Genomic DNA, 20,723 nt, shown 5'->3' on the forward strand with positions numbered 1-20,723 from the left:
TTCATAAACTCCGGACACAGACAATATCGAACCTCAAGCAAGCGATCACCCAATCACCACACCCCCGTAGGCACAACGTCAGTGACATAGTCTCTGAACCGGCGCGCAGGCCGCCCCAGCACTTCTTCAACCGTTTGAGTGGTGCTTTCATTGCGGCCATCAAGAATTTTCACAAACAGTTCGTTGATCAGCCACGCCATGTCGTCTGCCATACCCAGCGCCCTGGCGCCATCCAGATAGGCCTCCACCGGTAACGGCGTAAACCGGATCTCACGGCCAGTGGCCGCAGCAATCGCATGCACACACTCCTCGAACGAGAGCAGCTCCGGACCGGTAACTTCCAATACCTGGTTTTTCAATGCGGGATTGGTCAGCGACGCTACCGCCACACTGGCCAGGTCATCCACATCGATGAATGGTTCTCTGGCGTTGGGCCTGGGGAGCACCAGCTCACCCGCCTGCAGGCCCTGCAGCATAAAGCTTTCACTGAAGTTCTGCATAAACCAGCTGGCGCGAACCACGTTCCAGTCCAACCCGCTGCTTTCCAGTACCTGTTCTGCCCGCCGTGCACCCGCCTCTCCACGCCCCGACATCAATACGAGGTGCGCCACACCCTGCTGTTTAGCTTCCGCCACAAAGGCACGCACATCCGTTTCCGCCGCCGGCACCGCGAGATCCGGGAAATACGTAACGTAGGCAGCACGCACTCCCTGAAGTGACGCGGCCCAGGTACTGCGGTCTGCCCAATCAAAGGGGATGGGAGAAGAGCGTGACAGGCCGCGCGCCTCCAGCCCCATCTCACCCAGTTTTGCCAATACCCTGGAACCGGTCTTACCGGTGGCGCCAACAACAGCGATGACTTCTGATGTCATGGTTTGGTCCTCGTTAAACGATCACTGAAGGTTCCAGTTTACGAGGACAAAAACTGATGCTTAATGCTTTTCTATCTACTATATTTTGCAGATCGTCCAAAACCCGTGAGAAACAATGATCCCTGAACTTGAGCGGCGCATGCCGACAACCTCCGATCCACTCGGCGAGACGCTGTGTTCACTTCGCATGGATGGTACCGTCTACGCGACTGCCGAACTGATTAGCCCCTGGGGCATGGAGATGCCGCCGCTCGGGGGCAAAATGATGTTTCACATCGTCACCCAGGGAAGCTGCTGGTTGCGTTTCAAAGACCAGGATAGCCTGCTCCTTAAAACGGGCGACATGGCGCTGGTACCCAAAGGGGAAGGCCACTGTATCTCCCATAGTAACAATCAGCCGTGCGAGCCCTTTTTTGATATTCCCGTCACCCGGCTGACAGACCGCTTTGAGTTCATGCGCTATGGCGGGGCCGGCACGGAAGAACAGCGCACGGGCGAAGAAGAAACCCGACTGACCTGCGGCGTGCTTGGCTTCGACCAGATTGCGGCTCAGAAGCTCATTCGTGAACTGCCACAGTGCATTCACATAAAAGGCGACGATGGCGCCCTGCCCGCCCAGCTTACAACGCTGATACAACTGATGGAGCAGGAAGCCCGCGCACTATCACCCGGCGGGGTCACGGTGATGGCCCACCTGGCAGATATCATCGTGATTCAGGCCATACGACACTGGATCAACTCCAGCGCGGAAGCCAGCAAAGGCTGGCTGGGTGCGCTGAAAGATCCGAAACTGGGCAAGGCTCTGGCGGCCATACACGCACATCCTGAGGCTGACTGGACAGTCAGCCGGCTGGCCAGGCACGCGGGCATGTCCCGCTCCGGGTTTTCCGCCCGGTTTACCGAGGTGATAGGCACTTCAGTAAAACAGTACCTGACCGAATGGAGGATGAACCTGGCGCGTCTCAGAATTGGTCAATCACCCGTGACATTGACTGAGCTGGCTGAAGAGCTGGGGTACCAATCCGAAGCGGCGTTTTCGAGGGCTTACAAGCGGGTTTTCGGGGTGCCACCACTGCGGCGGAAAGGCTGCGAAAGGTAATCACATAATGAGCCCGACTTTCCCGCCCACGGCTCTATGGTTCAGACTTGAGTACCTCAGACCGATCCCTCTCGTACTCTTCGTATGACTTACTGGAACGTTCGATGCATTCATCATACTGAGGGGGTGGCACACTGACACATTCCTGTCGGTTGTTTCGCTGCACATTGTCATACACGGCTTTGCTGCTACAGCCAGCAACCAAGACACACACCAGCAGTAAATACAGAGTTTTAGTCACGTTCATCATCCAGTTAGTGCGTAACGTTAGTGGTATAGGAACCAAAGGGGCGCATTCCAGATCAACGTGATGCCGGCATCGTAGCCATCAACCTGATTACATGCACAATTCTCGCAAGTTCCTGATGACACGAACCTCAGTTCCCCGAGGTGCATTTTCCTGGGTCAACCAGATAGGCTTAAGACCTAACCGCATTGCGGGCTTCATATCTTTAACGAAGCTATCGCCCACCACTGCCGTTCGAGAGGTAGGCAAACCCAAGTGGCTCAAGATAACTTCCAGAAATCCCGGGCTTCCTTTGGCAAGCCCAACGTTAGATTTACAGAAGTAGCCCGATAAAAACTCATCCAGCCCGACTCGACTGAACGCCCGTTTAATCTCTGACTCGGACGAGTCCTCCGCTCCCGTAGCCACATAGATGTTTGCAGACTGGGACAAACATTTTAATGCTTCCGGCGCACCATCAACTGTCTGGACCACCGGCCAATCACACATTTTCCGGGAGTTCCGGGGAAATCCACCATTAAAGTGTCCCCCCAGTCGAAGAGATATGCGTCTATCACCAAACTTTCTTACGCGCATAACGCGGGGCGCACCGGCGACCTGAAACAACCTTTATGGCCTCTTCATTCAGTTTGTTCAAACTTGCCAACCATTACCGACAATGCTTCGGTCTCTTCATCTGAAAGCCCATTATCCAAATCAGTTAGCAACCCATTGATCAAACAATACTCGGTTTCGTTTTTGATGGCCCCTCGTTTTAGGACTTTCTTATATTTCGACCAATAACGCTTACACAGAGAGGATAACGAAACTATACCTCTTTACGACAACTCGTAATCGAGCTTCTTTACACTTTCGATTTCTAGGTGCGACGTATCTTCGATTGAATCATTTAAGGAAAAGAGAAAGCTCATCAAACTACTTTTGCTCCCGTAAAGTTTTTCACGGGCATACGCCAGCTGCGGTACATGCTTTTACAACGGGACGTACCCCGCACTTCAAGGCGCCAGTAAAAACTGAACGGCTCATCGATTGGTAAGCCGGTGGGTAAATCAAAACTGAATTCGACGATTGTTTCTTGGCCTTCGGGCCTTAACCTGAGCTGCTGCTTTATACTCCAGTACTCGGCGTCGCTGTATGAATAATCGCTTTTTTTCCTGGCGTCTTTCTCGTAGCAAGCCAGTTTGATTTCGACAAATTCGCAGCCGCGTAACGGCCTAAGAAACCGAATGGCTCCCGAAGATGTTCCGCCAACTTCAGGAATCGTTCCCAGCTTCAGCAAGGCGGGACCATAAATGTAGAGTTTGCAGCTGGTGTTCAACTGCGAACCCAGAATGAAGATGCCAAAGAATGGGCCCACGACCAGAAAGGAAGAAACTCCGTCGCCCGGCGAAAAGACCAAGCCAACTGGCAACAGCAGAAAAAACAGCCCCAGTAAATAGGAGAACTTTGACCCTGCTGCCTGATTACTCCGTGTCCACCGGTCCACCCATGGATATCCCAGTTCCGGAGGACTTTTCTGTTTAAGGCCGGGTACCGGAATGCTGGCCTTGCATGCCAGTCGTGCACTCCGTTTTGAGCCACGGCTACTGATGGAAATAATCTGTGGGTTTTCATCGCTGCACTCTTTCCCTGACATAACAGTTGCTTTTCCCTGAAATAAACCAATATGGATCGTATTATCAATATAGATCTAGCCTGGACGAATTTAATTGCCTTGCTAGAGAATACTTACGGCCGGGAAAAGGCGGATACCTGCCTCGACAATTATCCCAACCAAATTTTTAGCGCTGAACGCTCGTACAGAGTACTTGGTCAACCAATGACGCATTGGGCGCGCTCTCAAATTGACCTTAGTACGTCACAAGTGATTGGAATTTCAATACCCGACTTCGAACTAAAGTCGGCCAAAACTTCATCGCGCCAGGCAAATGCCTCAGCGATCACGCCCTTCTCGAAAGCGCTGGCAGCGGCTTCATCTTCCAACAGTTCATCCCTGTAAGGAATCGGAAAGTCATCAACAAGCACCTCATTGTATGCAATAAGCTGATCATATTCGTCGCTGAATTTATAACCTATTCGTCGAGATTGCCGTTCGTTATCAAGTTCAAACGGCACGATTGGCCCTCGCTTTCTCCAACTAACCAGATTTTCGGATGGGCCATATATTAAGGCGTCATCTTCACGATCGTGAAAATTGATATCACCGTCAAATAAAGCGGGAGTGCCCCACTCAGTGAAAGAGTTACTAACAGGAACCATAAATTCAGTAAACAGAATAGTTTTTGATTCCTGACGGCTTAACCGAGCAGTTCCCGAAAAAGCGTGCCCACGCTCTATCAAAACTCTGACCCTGTCGTGCCCATGTTTGGCGAAAATGTAACACCCTCCGTCAGAATTCTCGATGATCTTGACGCCATCTGGATCTTCACCGAGATCTGGCACACTTATCGTCGAGGACCACCGGGTACCCCTCATTAGATAATTGATGTAATGACATTGGCCCCACTCGTTCGAAACACGGTTTAAGCAGCGTTTGTAGATTCCTCCTTCAATGATTTCCCCATCCGGGGTGTAGAAAACCCAATCTGCCTCTTTCGGATGCTGCATCGCGAACCAAGCCAGCGCCCCGATCACGGCAGCCGATACTAGTAAATTGACACCTGTGAGTTTTCGATCAGTCTTATCTGTGCCCATCGAATGAATTCCTTTTCAAAAATTTTGATTGTCGACATATCGAACGAAGCTAGCCCTCTAATCACTTTTGGTGCTCTGGAACGCTACATATTGACCAATTAGTTATCGATCTCTTTGCATATCACGTCGCCACAAGCAAATTAATAGCTTGCAAAATGATCTAAGCCACAACAATTGTATTTAAAACAAGCTCACATTTAAATCTGGTTTGGAGCACAGCGAACAATTAGTCCGAGAACACGCGTTTATTATTTTTCCTCATAAGTTGTCACTTTCTTGAACCCCTCCATACTTCCGTCAAAAGGACGATCAAACTGAGACGTGTCTTTAGAGCCAACTTTTTCGATGGAATACCAAGTAGCCTCGCATTCGTCGCAATTGAATAGAACTCCATTTGTGGTTGGATCTACCCATTTATATAGCCACCCCTGATCACACCTGGAGCACCACCGTTTTGACTCTCTGCAGCGAGAGCAAACAAAATACTTTACTCCCTCTGGATTTTCGCCAACTTCAACTACCGTGGCATCTTTGCAAGCTGGACATACTATCTGGCTCATGCTGCTCTCTTAAACATAACGCTTGCAGCATGCGCGCTCACGAAATGTAGCCGAAGGCGTAACGTAGTAGTCATCAGCGCGTCCTACGCGTCCGTCTTCCGTGACTTGTTTAACGTTCCATTTTTCCACTTCCCGATCAACCCGTATCCAGCAAGCAAAACACCCAAAACCAAAATAATCCCTACAAAAGCAAAGAATCGATCATCGCCATTAGCTTGGCTTACTATTGGGTCGCCTCCTCGAATCGAAAGCTCCCCTGACAGCAGAGCAAGTCCAGCTATGAAGATAAGTACCGCTCCTCCAGAGAGGCTCTTGCTGTATTCGCCAAGGCGTTTGTCTTTTCGCTGTGCTTCTATGAACTCGTCTCTCTCCTTTCCCTCATAGTTTTGGGCTTCAGTAAGTACCTCTTCATGCTCGGCTTTCGTGACCCGAGAGATCCAAAAGGGAGCCGCAAGGAAAACTCCAATAAATCCAAGTGGGATGAGCAGTATTAACAGAAATTCCACGAATACTTCCTTGTGACTTTTAACGCCAGCCAGCATGCGCGGCTGCGGAATGGAGGCGAAGCCGCAATGTAGCAGGCGTCGCTGCGCCTGGCCTTGATACTGATTGAGCCTTCTCCCCAGCCCTGCGGTTACCCGCTAAGCTGGAAGGCGACCAAGCACTACAAGGGAGAAGACTCAATGAACTTTTACCATAGCACCCATCGCCATTATTGTGGAATCGATCTGCACGCCCGTAGTCTGTACGTCTGCATCATCGACCAACAGGGCGAGGTCCTTCTGCACAAGGAAATCAAAGCCCAGCCTGAACTTTTACTCGCCCTGCTCGAACCTTTCCGTGATGACCTGGTCGTGGGTGTCGAATGCATGCACTGCTGGTACTGGATATCAGACCTGTGCGAAGAACACGGCATCAACTTCATTCTGGGCCATGCGCTGTACATGAAGGCGATCCATGGCGGCAAAACCAAGAACGACCGTATTGATTCCTTCAAGATCGCCATGCTCATGCGCGGTGGCAATTTCCCATTGGCTTACGTCTACCCCAGGGAGATGCGGGCCACCCGCGATCTATTGCGCCGCCGTACCCGCATTGTCCGGCATGGTGCCATGCTCAAGGCCCACGCAGTGAACACTCTGGGCCAGTACAATCTGCCGCCCAGCAAAGCCAACCTCAACAACCCTGGTGGCCGATCACAACTGACCGCCGCTTTTAGCGATCCAGACGTTCAGCGCAATATCGATCTGGACCTGGCCATCGTCGACTGCTATCAGCACGAACTCAAAAAGCTTGAGTGGCACCTGGAGCAGCAAGCCAAGCAACACGACCCGGCATCACTCAACGTACTGAAGACCATTCCTGGAGTTGGTCGCATTCTGGCCCTAACCATTCTCTACGAAGTCGGCGATATCCAACGTTTCGAATCCGTTCAGAAGTTCGCGTCCTACGCTCGCCTGGTGAAGTGCAAAGCCGAATCCGCCGGCAAAATCTACGGCACTCAGGGCAACAAGATCGGCAATGCTCATTTGAAGTGGGCGTTCTCAGAAGCGGCGGTGCTGTTCATTCGTAACAACGACAAGGCCAAACGCTACGTCGAAAAATTGCAGAAGCGCATGAACAAACCCAAGGCCCTATCCGCCTTGGCACACAAGTTGGGTAGAGCTGTGTACTTCATGCTCAAAGACAAGAGGGTGTTCGATGAACAACGGTTCTTGAGAGGTTAGTCACGCCACGGGCTGAGCAAGACGTCTAACTGGATCAGAAAGGATGACACCGAAGACCGCAAGTCTGCTGACTGGTACACCGATACCCAAGCGGTTTTCTGTCACCGATGTTGAAGCCAGAGCGACTTGATTAGCCAGCCCGTGGGCGTGCCTTAATACCATGAGCCAGTGCGCTTACACCGGTCCTGAGCCTGACACTAACTGGAGCCATGCAGCCCGTCGTTTGAATAGTGCCAGTGACCGGTTAACCGATGAATGTCTGGTGCCCCTGACCCACTGATGGAACGACCGGTCAGGCAGTGGCCTAAAGCCACGTAAGAGAGCCCCTATATGTGTTTGCTGTAAGTGCCTGACAGCTCCGCGAGACTGACGAAGCAGGCGTTCTCGCTCATGGATTTAGGTTGGCCGCTGGCGCGGCCAAAAAAATGACTCTTGCCTATTGATTCCGAGAAGGCTCATATGTGTTATAAGCTCTATGCTACTGAATTGAATCAATGATTTTATTTCTTACAAGCTCAACTGAATCCCTGTTGTAGCCAGCAACCGCAACCATGAGCTTGCTTTTATTGGGTGATATTTCTATACATTTAACCACAACACGATTTGACTTTACGTTCCCGTATATTCCGTACTCATTTTCAACTTGATTCTCTAGCCCTAGGACTTGCAGTGCATAAGAGCTTTGTATCTCGCAAGCCTCTTTGGACTTGTTCAGATCTTTAAACCATGACCAAAGCTCAGGCGGTTTTTCCTCAGCGATAGCGGATCCTGATAATAAGAACAAATATACTAAAACTGCCTTGTTAAGCATGCTGACTTCCCTAGTGCTTATAATCGGGATAGGGAGGCACCTCACGATGCCCCTCCTCCCACATCACCGGGCATACGGATCACGTACCACGGCGATTCAGTGACTTGATTCAACCCGTTACCGTACTGCCAGCTCCGGCAGTCCATAGCTCCGGAACAATCGGGCCGGCAAGGCTTGTCGCAGTGCCGGCGAATGACTCAGCCGCCACGGGCCGTGAGCTGATTTGGCGGTGTTCCAAGCCAGTCTGACCGGGACGCCCCGCTTTCTCAGTTCACGATACCCTCTTCGGCCCCATTGCTTCCACACGTAACTTCTCATTCTCCGCCTTATCCACTTGTCCAGGTCCCGCAGCGGGCTCAGCACTTCGGCTGTGTCGAAGTACGCTTTCCAACCAAGCAGGGTCTCTTTCAGATCTGCGATCACCTGGGCCAGGGAGTGGCCCCGTGTTCGGCGGCTCAGTATCCGGATTTGGGCTTTCAGCTTGCTGATGGCTTTGTCAGCCACTCTCAATCGCTGCCCTTTCCGGCTGAGGGTGAAGCCCAGGAAGCTTCGCTTCCAGGGCCGGTCTACCGCGCTCTTTCGTGTATTCACTGTGAGCCTCGGCGAGTCCTCGATAAAGCGCGTCAGACTCACCATCACCCGCTCGCCTGCGCGGTGACTGCCCACGTAGATCTGGCAGTCATCCGCGTAGCGGGCAAATTTCAGGTTGCGCCGTTCCAGCTCCCAATCCAGCTCATCCAGCACCACATTCGCCAACACCGGAGACAGTGGCCCGCCTTGAGGCACGCCCTCGGGTGTTGGTGTTTTGCGGCTGTCGATCTGTACACCTGCCTTCAGGTACCGGTTGATCAACCTGAGCAGCGGCCTGTCCGGCGTATGCCTTTTCAGCCGTGCCATCAGCCGATCATGATTTACCCGGTCAAAGAAGGCTTCCAAGTCCAGATCCACTACCCAGTTACAGCCTTCCCGAGCGCAGTGCTGTCCGTATCGGACTGCCTGATGGGCAGAATGCCCCGGGCGGAAGCCATAGCTGTGTGGGTGGAAGCGGGGTTCCCAATCCTGCTGGATAACCTGAGCGATTGCTTGCTGGATAAAGCGGTCCAGCACCGTCGGAATACCCAGGGGGCGGGAACCGGCGTTGGCTTTGGGGATGGTGACCCGCCGGACCGGTTTTGGTCGATAGGTCTGCTGGAGCAGTTGTTGCCGGATCTCCGGCCAATGTTGGCGCAGATAATCCGTCAGTTCATCCACGGTCATACCGTCGATGCCCGGCGCTCCCTTGTTACGTCGAACCTGTTTCAGGGCGCGATTGAGGTTGTCCCTGCTCAATACACGCGCCATCCACGGTGAGGGTTGAACGGAGTGCGAGTCTTCCCGGTTTCCGGCAACGGGTTCATCACCTGGAGACTCCAGGGGCAGCGCAAGCTGCTTTGCGGATGCCATCCCGTTTCCCTGCACGGACACTCGACTCCTGTCTCTGTTCGGGCCTTCGGTTCACGGGCGAACCTACTATGCCCTCGGCTGATTTCTACCACGCGATCAGAGGCGATCGCTCGTCTCTCAGTGGGTCCGTCCACACATGGCAGACCTCCCGGGGTAAGGCACAGAGCTTTCACGGCGTAGACGCCCGATTTATAAAGTACACCCCGCTCGCAGAAGGAGGGCTTCGCGGTCACGTGCCCGCTCGCCCCGGGTGTACCACACCTCGTATCGGGTTCCTGTTCGTCGCCCCGCCGCTTTGGATTGGGCTTCCTTTAGACCCCACCTCGCGATGACGCCCTTGCCCTTCTCCTAGCCTTCGGCTCTGCGAACACCTGGCAGGAGGACTTTCACCTCCCTAGTTCTGTGCCATGCCCGGCACACACGCCAATAATAAGCGGCGCCCGACTAGGGCGTCCGGTGGAGGCCGCAGGCCGGAACGAACTTAATTGACTGGTTAAATGTCGTCACGCCATTCTCTGTGCTTGCGCACACCCTCGTACTCAAGCCATGGTGCGTCATGTGAAACCCAAATATGAGCCTCTGGTCTCAATTCAGGGTCAACGTCCAAAGTAGCTACCCAAACGATTACATGTGGCTGAGCCGGCCTCTCTGCTACCAAATGAGACCCACAGCATTTGCAAAAATGACGCAACTTCCCTGGCGAGGACTCGAACGTTGAAATGGAACTTGCACCCTTGAGCCAGCGGAAATTCTCGCGCTTTACGCCAGCCGTAGAGGCAAACGGGGCAGCGTGGGCTTTACGACAAGTTTGGCAGTGACAATGCACAATGGGCATATCCACAGAGTCTATTTCGTAACTTATCTCACCACACAAACAGCTTCCCTTCAGCCCCATGAGGGGGTCTCCTTCTGTACATTTAACGCCAGTGGTAATGGGCGGCAACGGTCGAGTAGGCCCTGGGAACCACCCCCAAAGTCTCTCACAGAACCGTACGTGAACCTCTCGATTCATACGGCTCTTGTTATCCAACCATTGCCCTTGATCCTGCCCAGTGAGCAAATAGATCCGGCCGTCGCCGACGCAGTCCATTCACTCTCCGGGCAGCCTGTAACAGACCTCTGAGTTTCCGATACTTCCCTAATGCCCACCGGCTCAACCTCAGATCGAAATGAAACAGCACATTCCGAATGTAGCTGCGGCCAAACAGGCTATAGTACTGCATCCAGCCTCGGAGGCGGGACTGACAGAATCGAGCGAACTGCCCGAGTTCTTTCTGTCGCCACCATTTCCAGGGCCACTCGTTGATCTGCTTGCGGATCTCTTTCGCTGCACTCTGGCTGATGGCCGCCGTGAAGTAGACTTTCTTTTGTCCCAACCGGTTGCGGATCAGCCGCGGTCGGAAGGTGTGACCCAGAAAATCAAACGCGATCTCCGGGTAGCCCCGCCGGTTGTACTCGCTCTTACAATACACAATCTTTGTCTTGCGGGGATGGAGCGTCAAGCCACACGCTGTGAATCGTGCCTCAAGGACCGATTTCAGTGCTTGAGCTTCCCGTTCACTGGAACAATGGCATACGATATCGTCCGCATAGCGTTCGAACTGGATGCCACCCCAGCGCTTCTCCACCCAGCGATCAAAGACGTAGTGCAGGAACAGGTTTGCCAGTAAGGGACTGATCACACCGCCTTGCGGCGTGCCCCGATCGCGTTCCTCCACGGAACCATCCGCCAACTGAACCGGCGCGCTTAGCCAGCGTCGGATGTACAGCTTCTGCCAGTCCTCGGTCACATGACGATCCACGGCCTTCATTAATAGGTTGTGGTCGATGTTGTCGAAGAAGCCTTGAATGTCCATATCCAGCACCCAGGCTTTCTTCCAGCACCGGGCCTGAGTCTGTTTCAGCGCATCGTGCGCTGACTTTCCCGGGCGGTAGCCGTAAGAGTCCGGGTGGAAGTGTTGTTCCAGTTCCGGTTCAATCAGCAGCTTGACCACCATCTGCGCAATGCGGTCGGCAACCGTTGGGATGCCGAGACGACGGGTTGCCCCATCCGCCTTTTCGATCTCCACGCGCAAAACCGGTGGTGGATGATAGCTTCCTGAGGACAAACGGTTCCAAAGCTTGTAAAGGTTATTGCTGAGGTCACCATCAAAGTCTTCCAGACTCTGATGATCTACCCCGGCGCTACCTTTGTTGGCTCGAACCCGCTTGTAGGCCTGATAGACCAAGGCCTTCGGGATGGTAAATGGTTTTGCCTGACCCTGACGGCTCCTCCCGGAATTCGGTTGGCCATCTAGATCCGACGGGATAACTTGCCCCCTTCGCTCCACACCCATTACAGGTGTTTCCACACTACTACGGGCCAATCCGTCCCTGTGTCCTGCATCGGTACTCTCGCCTCGTGGGATCTCCACTTGTGCTTCTCCCTTAACATCAGGACGACAGGTTCTCATGTTCCATACTCAAGCCTGTACCCAGGTCATGCCGCCTCAAGACCGGCTGCCGCTGTGTCCGTTGTGCCAGCTCACGTCACAGCTCATCCCGGGGAGACGCTCGGTCCCCGGTTCTGACAACATCTGTCTACATTTCGACCCCTCATCGGCGGTTCACTTTCGTTCATCTCCTTGGGTACGTACCTGACCGCTCTTGACGGCCTTTTCCCATGTCGCTCACGACCCGCACTCTTAATGCAAGCCGCACAGGGCGGTTTGATCCCGGTGTCTGGTCACCGAGGCCGAGGGGCCTTCCCTCATCTTGAGTACAGCAAGAAAGACTGAAGTCTTTCGTCATGACACACGAGCGCAGCGTAGTTGGCGTCCCGTTGACCACCTTGATACTGATTGAGCCTTCTCCCCAGCCCAGCGGTTACCCGCTAAGCTGGAAGGCGACCAAGCACTACAAGGGAGAAGACTCATGAACTTTTACCATAGCACCCACCGCCATTATTGTGGAATCGATCTGCATGCCCGCAGCCTGTATGTCTGCATCATCGACCAACAGGGCGAGGTACTTCTGCACAAGGAAATCAAAGCGCGCCCGGAACCGCTACTAGCCCTGCTCGAACCGTTTCGTGATGATCTGGTAATCGGTGTCGAATGCATGCACTGCTGGTACTGGATCTCGGATCTGTGTGAAGAACACGGCATTCACTTTATCCTGGGCCATGCCTTGTATATGAAGGCCATTCACGGTGGTAAAACCAAGAACGACCGTATCGATTCTTTCAAAATCGCCATGCTCATGAAGGGCGGCAATTTCCCCCGGGCCTACGTTTATCCCAAGGAGATGCGGGCAACCCGGGATTTACTGCGCCGACGCACCCGCATCGTCCAGCACGGAGCCATGCTCAAGGCCCATGTGGTCAACACCACGAGCCAATACAACCTGCCGCCCAACAAGGTCAACCTGAAGAATGTGGGGGCCCGGGAACAGGTTCAGGCGGCCTTTGCCGGGCAGGATGTTCAGCGCAACATCGATCTCGACCTGGCCATCATCGAATGCTATCACCGGGAACTCAGCAAGCTGGAAGAACACCTGGAACGGCAAGCCAAACAACATGATCCCGCTTCCCTGAGTGTGCTGAGGACCATTCCCGGTGTGGGGCGCATCCTGGCGCTGACCATTCTCTACGAAGTCGGCGATGTTCAACGCTCCGAATCGGTCCAGAAATTTGCTTCTTACGCCCGGCTCATCAAGTGCAAAGCCGAGTCTGCTGGGAAAGTCTACGGCACTCAGGGCAACAAGATCGGCAACGCCCACCTGAAGTGGGCCTTCTCAGAAGCAGCGGTGCTGTACCTGCGGGGCAATGACAAAGCACAGCGCTACCTGCAGAAACTCCAGAAACGCATGAACAAACCCAAGGCGCTGTCCGCGCTGGCCCACAAGCTCGGCCGGGCCGCCTACTTCATGCTCAAGCATCAGAGGGTGTTCGATGAACAACGATTCCTAAAGGGTTAGTCACGCCACGGGGTGAGCATGACGTCTAACTGGATCAAACAGGATGATAACTGAAAGCCGGGTGTCTGCTGACTGGTACCTGATACCGAACCGGCTTTCTATCACCGTCGTTGAAGCCAGTCGCCTTGATTAGCCGCCCCGTGGGCGTGCCTTAATGCCATGAGCCAGTGCGCTTACACCGGCCCTGAGCCTGACGCTAACTGGAGCTACGCAGCCAGATCCTTGAATAGTGCCAGTGGCCGGTTAACCGATGAATGCCTGGTGCCCCTGACCCACCGATGGAACAACCGGTCAGGCTGTGGTCTAAAGCCACGTAAGAGAGCCCCTATATGTGTTTGCTGTAAGTGCCTGACAGCCCCGCGAGACTGACGAAGCAGGCGTTCTCGCTCATGGATTTAGGTTGGCCGCTGGCGCGGCCAAAAAAATGACTCTTGCCTATTGATTCCGAGAAGGCTCATATGTGTTAAAGGCTTTATACGGGCTACCAAATGGTGGCAATACCGACATCTTGCGCCCCACTGATTAGTCTTATTTTTGCACCTGACACGAGCTGATTAGATAAGTCTTCAGGGTAGCTAGCATATAACCATCCCTCTTGTGTGCTGCCAGGATATGCCAAATCCTCGAAATCTATCTGACCCCAAAACTGGCGACCACTTCCAATTAGATACATGTCAGGTCGCCAATTTTCGCCAGGTACAACCGGCCTATGGCGACCACCAGAACCTGTCTCAGCTAGCTCAACCACAACTTTCAGCGGGTGATCGGCATTGTGAAAATTCTCGGATTTCATAGGACCTTTAACGCCAGCCAGCATGCGCGGCTGCGGAATGAAGGCGAAGCCGCAATGTAGTAGGCGTCGCCGTGACTGGCTTTGTTAATCAAACTTACTTCATGGTCTGAGCGACTTCGATAAAAGGAATCCCCAGCGCCTTGGCTTTTGCTGCAATAGTTTTATGGTGGGATGCATGCCCTGGACGATGGAATAAATGAGCCTGCACAACACCTACACCGGGCAGAATCTCAATCGCAAATCCTGTCTCACCTGAAATGCTACTTCCTTGACCTACCAGCAGAACTGCATTTGGGATCACGGTAAGATCCGGATCTTCATAAGTGCTAAACATAACCGAATCAGGATTAATTCCATGCGATTGAAACCAAGGAGCCGCCTCGTCTGATGCGTTGTAAGATCTAACGGCTTTATCCTTAGAATAATCGCAATTATTATGACGATCCACCAGAACGTTGACATACCATCTCCTTGAGCACAGAGCTCGTAATTAACGCCCGGCTCACGCGCCGGTTTGGAGCCGCGAAGCGGCGGAAAATCGGTCGCGGTGCAGCCGATTGTTATGCCAAAAGTTCCGCGAAATCAATGGCAAACTCCTGTTCCAAAAACTTTACAGTTTCTGGCTGGCCATCCAGCGAGGCTCGAATGAGCTGCGAGGTAAACAAGCCACTCTTTGATTTCCATTTTGCCGCGCTCCGCGGAACAGTCCTTACCCAGTCCACGAGTGCGACATACTCTGACTTATCGAGATCGTTCGAGTTTTCCGCAATATTTGGGCATACCAGCTCTTTCTGCAAAAGTGGGATACCATCTACCAGAACCTCACGCACCGGCCGCGCGCTTTGAGTAATTTGGCCAACCCCAACAAAGCCGTGGCGCTTAAGGTATGCTGCAACAAAATCCCCTGTCTGCAAACCTAGCATTGCATCCCGGAACCTTGGTGCTTGGCCTGCGGAGATAAACCCATGGGCAACGTAGTCATCCCAGTTGCGGTGCGGGCCTTCCCCTACGTTGTAGTAATACAGCCCATTTTGAAAATCGAACCCCGACAGATATTTGTGCAGGGAGTCGTGCGGACGAAAATTGTCTGCATAATGGCCGGAGGAGATATTCGTTAACTGCTTACCTAACTTCCAGAGTAGTGTCTTCTCAACCAGCAGCGCATCGTGTTCAGATAGATTGCGAGCAATAACCCTGATGATTGGCTCCAGCCCTTCTTTCTTAATGGCCTTTATGCGCCGGGATTTTTCGCTATCTGACTCGTCATTCAGGTGAGCATGTTTCCGGGAGCCTTTACCTTTCCCATAGTAAAACTCCTCGAAATTCCTGGGATCAATGTACACGTAGACGTAATAGTTACTCATAGCACCTTAGGGCATAACGAATGATATGGACTCCCCCTGCTCCCACGGCATCAGTCATGTGCCACATTGAAGGTGTCTGACATCTTCAATCCGAAGCAGGAGGAGTCATCATGAATGTTACAACCATTGGCATCGATCTGGCGAAAACTGTGTTCAGTATTCATGGCACCAATCAACACGGCAAGGTCGTGGTTCGCAAACGGCTCAATCGCCCTAAGCTGCTGGCGTTCTTCGCACAACTGCCACCGTGCCTGATTGGCATGGAGGCCTGTTCCGGTACCCATTACTGGGCTCGGGGGTTAACCAAACTCGGCCACGATGCCCGGATCATTGCGCCCCGCTTTGTCGCTCCGTATCGCAAGAGCAGCAAGAATGACGACAACGATGCCGAGGCCATCTGCGAAGCCGTCAGCCGACCCAACATGCGCTTTGTCCCGGTCAAGACCGAAGATCAACAAGCCGTGCTGTGCCTGCACCGCATCCGCCGTGGGCTGACCAAAGAACGCACCGCACAGATCAATCAGATTCGCGGGCTGCTGGCCGAGTTCGGACTGATCATTCCTCAGGGCCGTTATCACGCTCGCCATCGGATTCCGGAAATCCTGGAAGATGCCGAAAACGGCTTGCCCATGCTGGCCCGGCGTTTACTCAACAACATCAACCAACGCATTCTCCAGCTCGATGAGGAAATCCTGGCCTATGACCGGGAAATCGAAGCCATGGCCCGGCGCGACGAACAGGCCAAACGGTTGATGGCCATTCCAGGCATCGGCCCCCAAACAGCCACCGCAATCTTGGCCAGTGCGCCGGATCCCAGACAGTTCAAAAGCGGACGACACTTTGCCGCCTGGCTCGGGCTCGTACCCAGGCAGTACTCGACCGGAGGCAAGCCCCGGCTGGGTAGAATCACCAAGCGCGGGGACAAGTACCTGCGAACACTATTAATCCACGGCACTCGAGCGGTGATTGCCAAGCTAGCTGACAAACACGATCAACTCAGCGAGTGGGCCAAAGGGTTGGTGGAACGCCGCGGCTACAAACGAGCCGCCGTGGCATTGGCCGCCAAGAATGCCCGGATTATCTGGGCACTGTTGATGAACCAAACCGAGTTTAAAACACAGCCTATGGAGGGCTGATAACCAGGCACCAACGACAGGCAGAACACGCCTGCCCGCCGAGTCTAGCAACGGCAAGCGATGACGGAACGGTCAGACCGAGAGTGATTGAACCTGTTAAGCTTCGCGGCTGATACAAGCCGACTAACGAATGAGGTCATCACTCACACGCATCATCATCCTGGCCCGGGCACACACGCCCACAAAGAGGCCGAATGTAGAGCTGCAGTCTCAAACCGCTTCGGAATCAAATGGCGTTGCTTGACCGCAGGGGGAGTCCATGTAGCTGAGCTTAGCGGCGCCCTTGTAATGGAGGCGAAGCCGCAATGAAAAGGGCGTCCGGCGGCCGCAGGCCGCGTACTACAGCGACTTGATACTGATTGAGCCTTCTCCCCAGCCCTGCGGTTACCCGCTAAGCTGGAAGGCGACCAAGCACTACAAGGGAGAAGACTCAATGAACTTTTACCATAGCACCCATCGCCATTATTGTGGAATCGATCTGCACGCCCGTAGTCTGTACGTCTGCATCATCGACCAACAGGGCGAGGTCCTTCTGCACAAGGAAATCAAAGCCCAGCCTGAACTTTTACTCGCCCTGCTCGAACCTTTCCGTGATGACCTGGTCGTGGGTGTCGAATGCATGCACTGCTGGTACTGGATATCAGACCTGTGCGAAGAACACGGCATCAACTTCATTCTGGGCCATGCGCTGTACATGAAGGCGATCCATGGCGGCAAAACCAAGAACGACCGTATTGATTCCTTCAAGATCGCCATGCTCATGCGCGGTGGCAATTTCCCATTGGCTTACGTCTACCCCAGGGAGATGCGGGCCACCCGCGATCTATTGCGCCGCCGTACCCGCATTGTCCGGCATGGTGCCATGCTCAAGGCCCACGCAGTGAACACTCTGGGCCAGTACAATCTGCCGCCCAGCAAAGCCAACCTCAACAACCCTGGTGGCCGATCACAACTGACCGCCGCTTTTAGCGATCCAGACGTTCAGCGCAATATCGATCTGGACCTGGCCATCGTCGACTGCTATCAGCACGAACTCAAAAAGCTTGAGTGGCACCTGGAGCAGCAAGCCAAGCAACACGACCCGGCATCACTCAACGTACTGAAGACCATTCCTGGAGTTGGTCGCATTCTGGCCCTAACCATTCTCTACGAAGTCGGCGATATCCAACGTTTCGAATCCGTTCAGAAGTTCGCGTCCTACGCTCGCCTGGTGAAGTGCAAAGCCGAATCCGCCGGCAAAATCTACGGCACTCAGGGCAACAAGATCGGCAATGCTCATTTGAAGTGGGCGTTCTCAGAAGCGGCGGTGCTGTTCATTCGTAACAACGACAAGGCCAAACGCTACGTCGAAAAATTGCAGAAGCGCATGAACAAACCCAAGGCCCTATCCGCCTTGGCACACAAGTTGGGTAGAGCTGTGTACTTCATGCTCAAAGACAAGAGGGTGTTCGATGAACAACGGTTCTTGAGAGGTTAGTCACGCCACGGGCTGAGCAAGACGTCTAACTGGATCAGAAAGGATGACACCGAAGACCGCAAGTCTGCTGACTGGTACACCGATACCCAAGCGGTTTTCTGTCACCGATGTTGAAGCCAGAGCGACTTGATTAGCCAGCCCGTGGGCGTGCCTTAATACCATGAGCCAGTGCGCTTACACCGGTCCTGAGCCTGACACTAACTGGAGCCATGCAGCCCGTCGTTTGAATAGTGCCAGTGACCGGTTAACCGATGAATGTCTGGTGCCCCTGACCCACTGATGGAACGACCGGTCAGGCAGTGGCCTAAAGCCACGTAAGAGAGCCCCTATATGTGTTTGCTGTAAGTGCCTGACAGCTCCGCGAGACTGACGAAGCAGGCGTTCTCGCTCATGGATTTAGGTTGGCCGCTGGCGCGGCCAAAAAAATGACTCTTGCCTATTGATTCCGAGAAGGCTCATATGTGTTACATGTTGGGCTACAAAATACCAACTGCGCCGGCAATGCACCCGGAAATAAAACTGAAAAATGACAGATAGCCAAACACATACGGAACTTTCGAGTTACCGACCTTTTCTTCGTCGGCTTTAAGCAATTGCTGCCAATCAATACCGTCCTCGTAGTATGAATTGACAAGCCTTTTGTAATTTTCAAATAGCCCTTCGTGATGGTGGACTATGTAGACGCGATAAAAACCCACGAATAAGAGCCCTGTGAAAAAGCAAATCAAGGCAACCTTCGCGGACCAAGGCGCGCCTCCGTTCTGTGCCACAGAACCAAGATACGCCAGTACCGCGACTGCACCGCCCGCATTAGTAGTGAAAAGGTAGCGTATCGCGGAGTCACCAGACTCTTTCGATAGGTGGTATAACTGAGACCAGCGACCTTCTATATGCTGACCTCTAATCCTCCGTAGCTGTTTCTCTGCTTCTTCCGGTGTCATGTCAACTCTTCACATGTAACGCTAGCCAGCATGCGCGGCTACGGAATGGAGGCAAAGCCGCAATGTAGTAGACGTCGCCGTGCCTGGCCTTGTTAGCTGCCGTACCGGTATGGCTGGATATCGATGTCATTGCTTTCAATGTAATCGATTAATCTACGGTAAGCATTCAGAAGCATCGGCCTGTTCCCCCAATTGTTTTCTTCATCTTCAACATTAGGGTTTATGAACGTTCCCGAGCTCGATATGAAGTATTTTGGGTTCTCAAGACATGACTTGGTATGGTCCCAGTCTATTTCAAAAATTACATAGTATGCTGATAGAAAATCTGAGATGAGTCCGAACAGCTCTTTGTGTGCTTTGAAGCCACCCGATTTCTGGATTGCTAGGGCTCTCGAAAGGTCTAAAACCTCCTCAAGAAGCTCACGGTCTGATCGCAGATCAGTGGCAGCGCCATTCTCATCTCCACTTGCTTCGATTATACCCTGAACCTTTGACTCCAGCTCCGGCCAAAATTTTTCGAAAACGGTGTTGAGAACCCCCTCCTCCAAGACATTGGATTTGTTGGCCTTGTTTAAATCTGAGACGAGCCGTCGAAAATCGGATTTCTCAAATAACGTCGTTTGAAATTGAGTTAGCGGACCGTTGATGTCTGAATTATCCAGCCCGATCAGAATCGGACAAACGAGAGATTGATCTACCTTCTTTGAAATCGCACCCGCCTCAAACATAAGCCATTGGCTATTGAGATTTTGGCTCGTAACACAAAAAATACCAGCCATGGAATCATCAAGTTCCTGCGCAATATCAGATGACCAGCGTGTCCCCTTTTCAATATCACTGGGAGTGAAGTAAGGTTTGACCGTTTGCAGAACAGTCGGAAGCCATTCCCGAACTGCCTCTGCAACCTTTCTGCTAGTATCACCCGACCAACTAATAAAAATTTTCATACTTTTCCTTTTTTCTGCGGGCTTCTTCTCGACAGCTAACGCTGAGGTAACCGGCGCCGGAGCGCAGCGGAGGGAACCAAAAGCTGTAGGCTTTTGGCGTCCGGTTGACCGCCTGGTTAGTGGCCGGTCACCACCAAGGTCTCCCTTGGCACCCAGCGCTGCATGCCCTCTCCCGAACAGCTTGCACCAACCCAACGGATGGCGAAAGGAACCAGAACGCAAACCGCACCAACCCGATTACTGTTTGAACTGGACGGCCCCGCAACTGGGGCACGCCATGAATAACCATGCTGCGGGTGACTTTGGCAACCAACCCCGACAGCAACTTTTCCGGCCTTGGCCATCACCAACACAGGCGGCTTTGCAGCCAAACCCGATGCCAAGGCCTTTGCACTGAGCCCGGCAAAAATGAAGACGGCCCGGGCCATTAACACTGAAGCATTTAATGGTCGTGCGCAGCATGGCCTTTAAATGTGGGTTGGACTAAGCCGCTGCCACCAATGCCAGCACACAATGTATAAGGGTAAAGTAAATTTTGAACGGATACCGGGATGGCGGTTCAGGCCCGCAAAGGTACTCTGCAGAAGTGCTTATCGTCCTGATGGTCCCCATAAAATGCCTCATCCCTGGGTGGTTTGGATCAGCCTACCCCCCT

The 20,723-nt window shown here is 53.1% G+C and carries 20 protein-coding genes; 6 read left to right on the forward strand and 14 right to left on the reverse strand.

The genetic code is table 11. The features are described from left to right. Positions 1-53: 53 nt before the first annotated feature. On the reverse strand, positions 54-872 hold the full coding sequence (locus tag ACF8YQ_RS10370; protein ID WP_396621322.1) for an NAD(P)H-binding protein: 819 nt from the start codon (positions 870-872) through the stop codon (positions 54-56). Between the two features lie 139 nt (positions 873-1,011). Between ACF8YQ_RS10370 and ACF8YQ_RS10375 the strand changes: the two genes are divergently transcribed. Next, positions 1,012-1,971, forward strand: a complete 960-nt coding sequence (locus ACF8YQ_RS10375; RefSeq protein ID WP_226597252.1) for an AraC family transcriptional regulator — start codon at positions 1,012-1,014, stop codon at positions 1,969-1,971. A 337-nt stretch (positions 1,972-2,308) separates the two neighbouring features. On the opposite strand, the gene ACF8YQ_RS10380 is transcribed toward ACF8YQ_RS10375, so the two are convergent. The 4 genes from ACF8YQ_RS10380 to ACF8YQ_RS10395 form a co-directional block, all read right to left on the reverse strand. Next, positions 2,309-2,794 carry an HAD family hydrolase gene (locus ACF8YQ_RS10380; RefSeq protein ID WP_396621323.1) on the reverse strand — a complete coding sequence of 162 codons (486 nt, stop codon included), beginning with the start codon at positions 2,792-2,794 and terminating at the stop codon, positions 2,309-2,311. A 334-nt stretch (positions 2,795-3,128) separates the two neighbouring features. Beyond that, the gene (locus tag ACF8YQ_RS10385) at positions 3,129-3,854 is read right to left on the reverse strand and encodes a hypothetical protein (RefSeq protein ID WP_396621324.1); all 726 of its coding nucleotides are present in this window, start codon (positions 3,852-3,854) and stop codon (positions 3,129-3,131) included. Between the two features lie 203 nt (positions 3,855-4,057). Continuing rightward, entirely contained in the window at positions 4,058-4,912 is an 855-nt protein-coding gene (locus ACF8YQ_RS10390; RefSeq protein ID WP_396621325.1) for a hypothetical protein, read from the reverse strand. A 643-nt stretch (positions 4,913-5,555) separates the two neighbouring features. Further along, positions 5,556-5,978, reverse strand: a complete 423-nt coding sequence (locus ACF8YQ_RS10395) for a hypothetical protein (protein WP_396621326.1) — start codon at positions 5,976-5,978, stop codon at positions 5,556-5,558. A 177-nt stretch (positions 5,979-6,155) separates the two neighbouring features. Here ACF8YQ_RS10395 and ACF8YQ_RS10400 point away from each other — a divergent pair, with 177 nt between their 5' ends. Further along, on the forward strand, positions 6,156-7,199 hold the full coding sequence (locus ACF8YQ_RS10400; protein WP_228223648.1) for an IS110 family transposase: 1,044 nt from the start codon (positions 6,156-6,158) through the stop codon (positions 7,197-7,199). A gap of 478 nt (positions 7,200-7,677) precedes the next feature. Here the strand turns inward: ACF8YQ_RS10400 and ACF8YQ_RS10405 are convergent, their stop codons facing one another. The 4 genes from ACF8YQ_RS10405 to ltrA (ACF8YQ_RS10420) form a co-directional block, all read right to left on the reverse strand. Beyond that, entirely contained in the window at positions 7,678-8,010 is a 333-nt protein-coding gene (locus tag ACF8YQ_RS10405; RefSeq protein ID WP_222179902.1) for a hypothetical protein, read from the reverse strand. A gap of 117 nt (positions 8,011-8,127) precedes the next feature. Beyond that, positions 8,128-9,453: a group II intron reverse transcriptase/maturase gene (ltrA, locus tag ACF8YQ_RS10410; protein WP_396621327.1), complete on the reverse strand. Its 1,326-nt coding sequence runs from the start codon at positions 9,451-9,453 to the stop codon at positions 8,128-8,130. A 493-nt stretch (positions 9,454-9,946) separates the two neighbouring features. Beyond that, positions 9,947-10,348 (reverse strand): GFA family protein, encoded by a 402-nt coding sequence (locus ACF8YQ_RS10415; RefSeq protein WP_396621328.1) that lies wholly within the window; start codon positions 10,346-10,348, stop codon positions 9,947-9,949. Between the two features lie 127 nt (positions 10,349-10,475). Beyond that, a complete protein-coding gene (gene ltrA, locus ACF8YQ_RS10420; RefSeq protein WP_396621329.1) occupies positions 10,476-11,789 on the reverse strand; it encodes a group II intron reverse transcriptase/maturase in 1,314 nt (437 codons plus the stop codon). A gap of 577 nt (positions 11,790-12,366) precedes the next feature. Here ltrA (ACF8YQ_RS10420) and ACF8YQ_RS10425 point away from each other — a divergent pair. After that, a complete protein-coding gene (locus ACF8YQ_RS10425; RefSeq protein WP_396621330.1) occupies positions 12,367-13,410 on the forward strand; it encodes an IS110 family transposase in 1,044 nt (347 codons plus the stop codon). 481 nt (positions 13,411-13,891) lie between these two features. Here the strand turns inward: ACF8YQ_RS10425 and ACF8YQ_RS10430 are convergent, their stop codons facing one another. The 3 genes from ACF8YQ_RS10430 to ACF8YQ_RS10440 form a co-directional block, all read right to left on the reverse strand. Further along, a complete protein-coding gene (locus ACF8YQ_RS10430) occupies positions 13,892-14,227 on the reverse strand; it encodes a hypothetical protein (protein WP_396621331.1) in 336 nt (111 codons plus the stop codon). A gap of 70 nt (positions 14,228-14,297) precedes the next feature. Continuing rightward, positions 14,298-14,651, reverse strand: a complete 354-nt coding sequence (locus tag ACF8YQ_RS10435) for a hypothetical protein (protein WP_396621332.1) — start codon at positions 14,649-14,651, stop codon at positions 14,298-14,300. Positions 14,652-14,763: 112 nt separating this feature from the next. Beyond that, complete coding sequence (locus tag ACF8YQ_RS10440; protein ID WP_396621333.1) at positions 14,764-15,567, reverse strand: LEM-3-like GIY-YIG domain-containing protein; 804 nt, start codon at positions 15,565-15,567, stop codon at positions 14,764-14,766. Positions 15,568-15,677: 110 nt separating this feature from the next. Between ACF8YQ_RS10440 and ACF8YQ_RS10445 the strand changes: the two genes are divergently transcribed. After that, positions 15,678-16,703, forward strand: coding sequence for an IS110 family transposase (locus ACF8YQ_RS10445; RefSeq protein WP_396621334.1), 1,026 nt, complete (start codon positions 15,678-15,680; stop codon positions 16,701-16,703). A 433-nt stretch (positions 16,704-17,136) separates the two neighbouring features. Continuing rightward, complete coding sequence (locus tag ACF8YQ_RS10450) at positions 17,137-18,180, forward strand: IS110 family transposase (RefSeq protein WP_228223648.1); 1,044 nt, start codon at positions 17,137-17,139, stop codon at positions 18,178-18,180. Positions 18,181-18,656: 476 nt separating this feature from the next. Here ACF8YQ_RS10450 and ACF8YQ_RS10455 read toward each other — a convergent pair whose 3' ends face one another. Beyond that, on the reverse strand, positions 18,657-19,121 hold the full coding sequence (locus tag ACF8YQ_RS10455; protein WP_396621335.1) for a hypothetical protein: 465 nt from the start codon (positions 19,119-19,121) through the stop codon (positions 18,657-18,659). A gap of 92 nt (positions 19,122-19,213) precedes the next feature. Beyond that, a complete protein-coding gene (locus tag ACF8YQ_RS10460; protein ID WP_396621336.1) occupies positions 19,214-20,068 on the reverse strand; it encodes a TIR domain-containing protein in 855 nt (284 codons plus the stop codon). A 336-nt stretch (positions 20,069-20,404) separates the two neighbouring features. Here ACF8YQ_RS10460 and ACF8YQ_RS10465 point away from each other — a divergent pair, with 336 nt between their 5' ends. Beyond that, positions 20,405-20,539, forward strand: a complete 135-nt coding sequence (locus tag ACF8YQ_RS10465) for a hypothetical protein (protein WP_396621337.1) — start codon at positions 20,405-20,407, stop codon at positions 20,537-20,539. Positions 20,540-20,723 lie beyond the last annotated feature (184 nt).

The organism is Marinobacter sp. W-8, assembly GCF_044342215.1.
GTDB lineage: Bacteria > Pseudomonadota > Gammaproteobacteria > Pseudomonadales > Oleiphilaceae > Marinobacter > Marinobacter nauticus.

Coding starts and splice junctions, on each gene's coding strand:
- ACF8YQ_RS10370 (WP_396621322.1), bottom strand. CDS start 872: ATGACATCAGAAGTCATCGCTGTTGTTGGCGCCACCGGTAAGACCGGT.
- ACF8YQ_RS10375 (WP_226597252.1), top strand. CDS start 1,012: ATGCCGACAACCTCCGATCCACTCGGCGAGACGCTGTGTTCACTTCGC.
- ACF8YQ_RS10380 (WP_396621323.1), bottom strand. CDS start 2,794: ATGCGCGTAAGAAAGTTTGGTGATAGACGCATATCTCTTCGACTGGGG.
- ACF8YQ_RS10385 (WP_396621324.1), bottom strand. CDS start 3,854: ATGTCAGGGAAAGAGTGCAGCGATGAAAACCCACAGATTATTTCCATC.
- ACF8YQ_RS10390 (WP_396621325.1), bottom strand. CDS start 4,912: ATGGGCACAGATAAGACTGATCGAAAACTCACAGGTGTCAATTTACTA.
- ACF8YQ_RS10400 (WP_228223648.1), top strand. CDS start 6,156: ATGAACTTTTACCATAGCACCCATCGCCATTATTGTGGAATCGATCTG.
- ACF8YQ_RS10405 (WP_222179902.1), bottom strand. CDS start 8,010: ATGCTTAACAAGGCAGTTTTAGTATATTTGTTCTTATTATCAGGATCC.
- ltrA (WP_396621327.1), bottom strand. CDS start 9,453: ATGGCATCCGCAAAGCAGCTTGCGCTGCCCCTGGAGTCTCCAGGTGAT.
- ACF8YQ_RS10415 (WP_396621328.1), bottom strand. CDS start 10,348: ATGGGGCTGAAGGGAAGCTGTTTGTGTGGTGAGATAAGTTACGAAATA.
- ltrA (WP_396621329.1), bottom strand. CDS start 11,789: ATGGGTGTGGAGCGAAGGGGGCAAGTTATCCCGTCGGATCTAGATGGC.
- ACF8YQ_RS10425 (WP_396621330.1), top strand. CDS start 12,367: ATGAACTTTTACCATAGCACCCACCGCCATTATTGTGGAATCGATCTG.
- ACF8YQ_RS10430 (WP_396621331.1), bottom strand. CDS start 14,227: ATGCTGGCTGGCGTTAAAGGTCCTATGAAATCCGAGAATTTTCACAAT.
- ACF8YQ_RS10440 (WP_396621333.1), bottom strand. CDS start 15,567: ATGAGTAACTATTACGTCTACGTGTACATTGATCCCAGGAATTTCGAG.
- ACF8YQ_RS10445 (WP_396621334.1), top strand. CDS start 15,678: ATGAATGTTACAACCATTGGCATCGATCTGGCGAAAACTGTGTTCAGT.
- ACF8YQ_RS10450 (WP_228223648.1), top strand. CDS start 17,137: ATGAACTTTTACCATAGCACCCATCGCCATTATTGTGGAATCGATCTG.
- ACF8YQ_RS10455 (WP_396621335.1), bottom strand. CDS start 19,121: ATGACACCGGAAGAAGCAGAGAAACAGCTACGGAGGATTAGAGGTCAG.
- ACF8YQ_RS10460 (WP_396621336.1), bottom strand. CDS start 20,068: ATGAAAATTTTTATTAGTTGGTCGGGTGATACTAGCAGAAAGGTTGCA.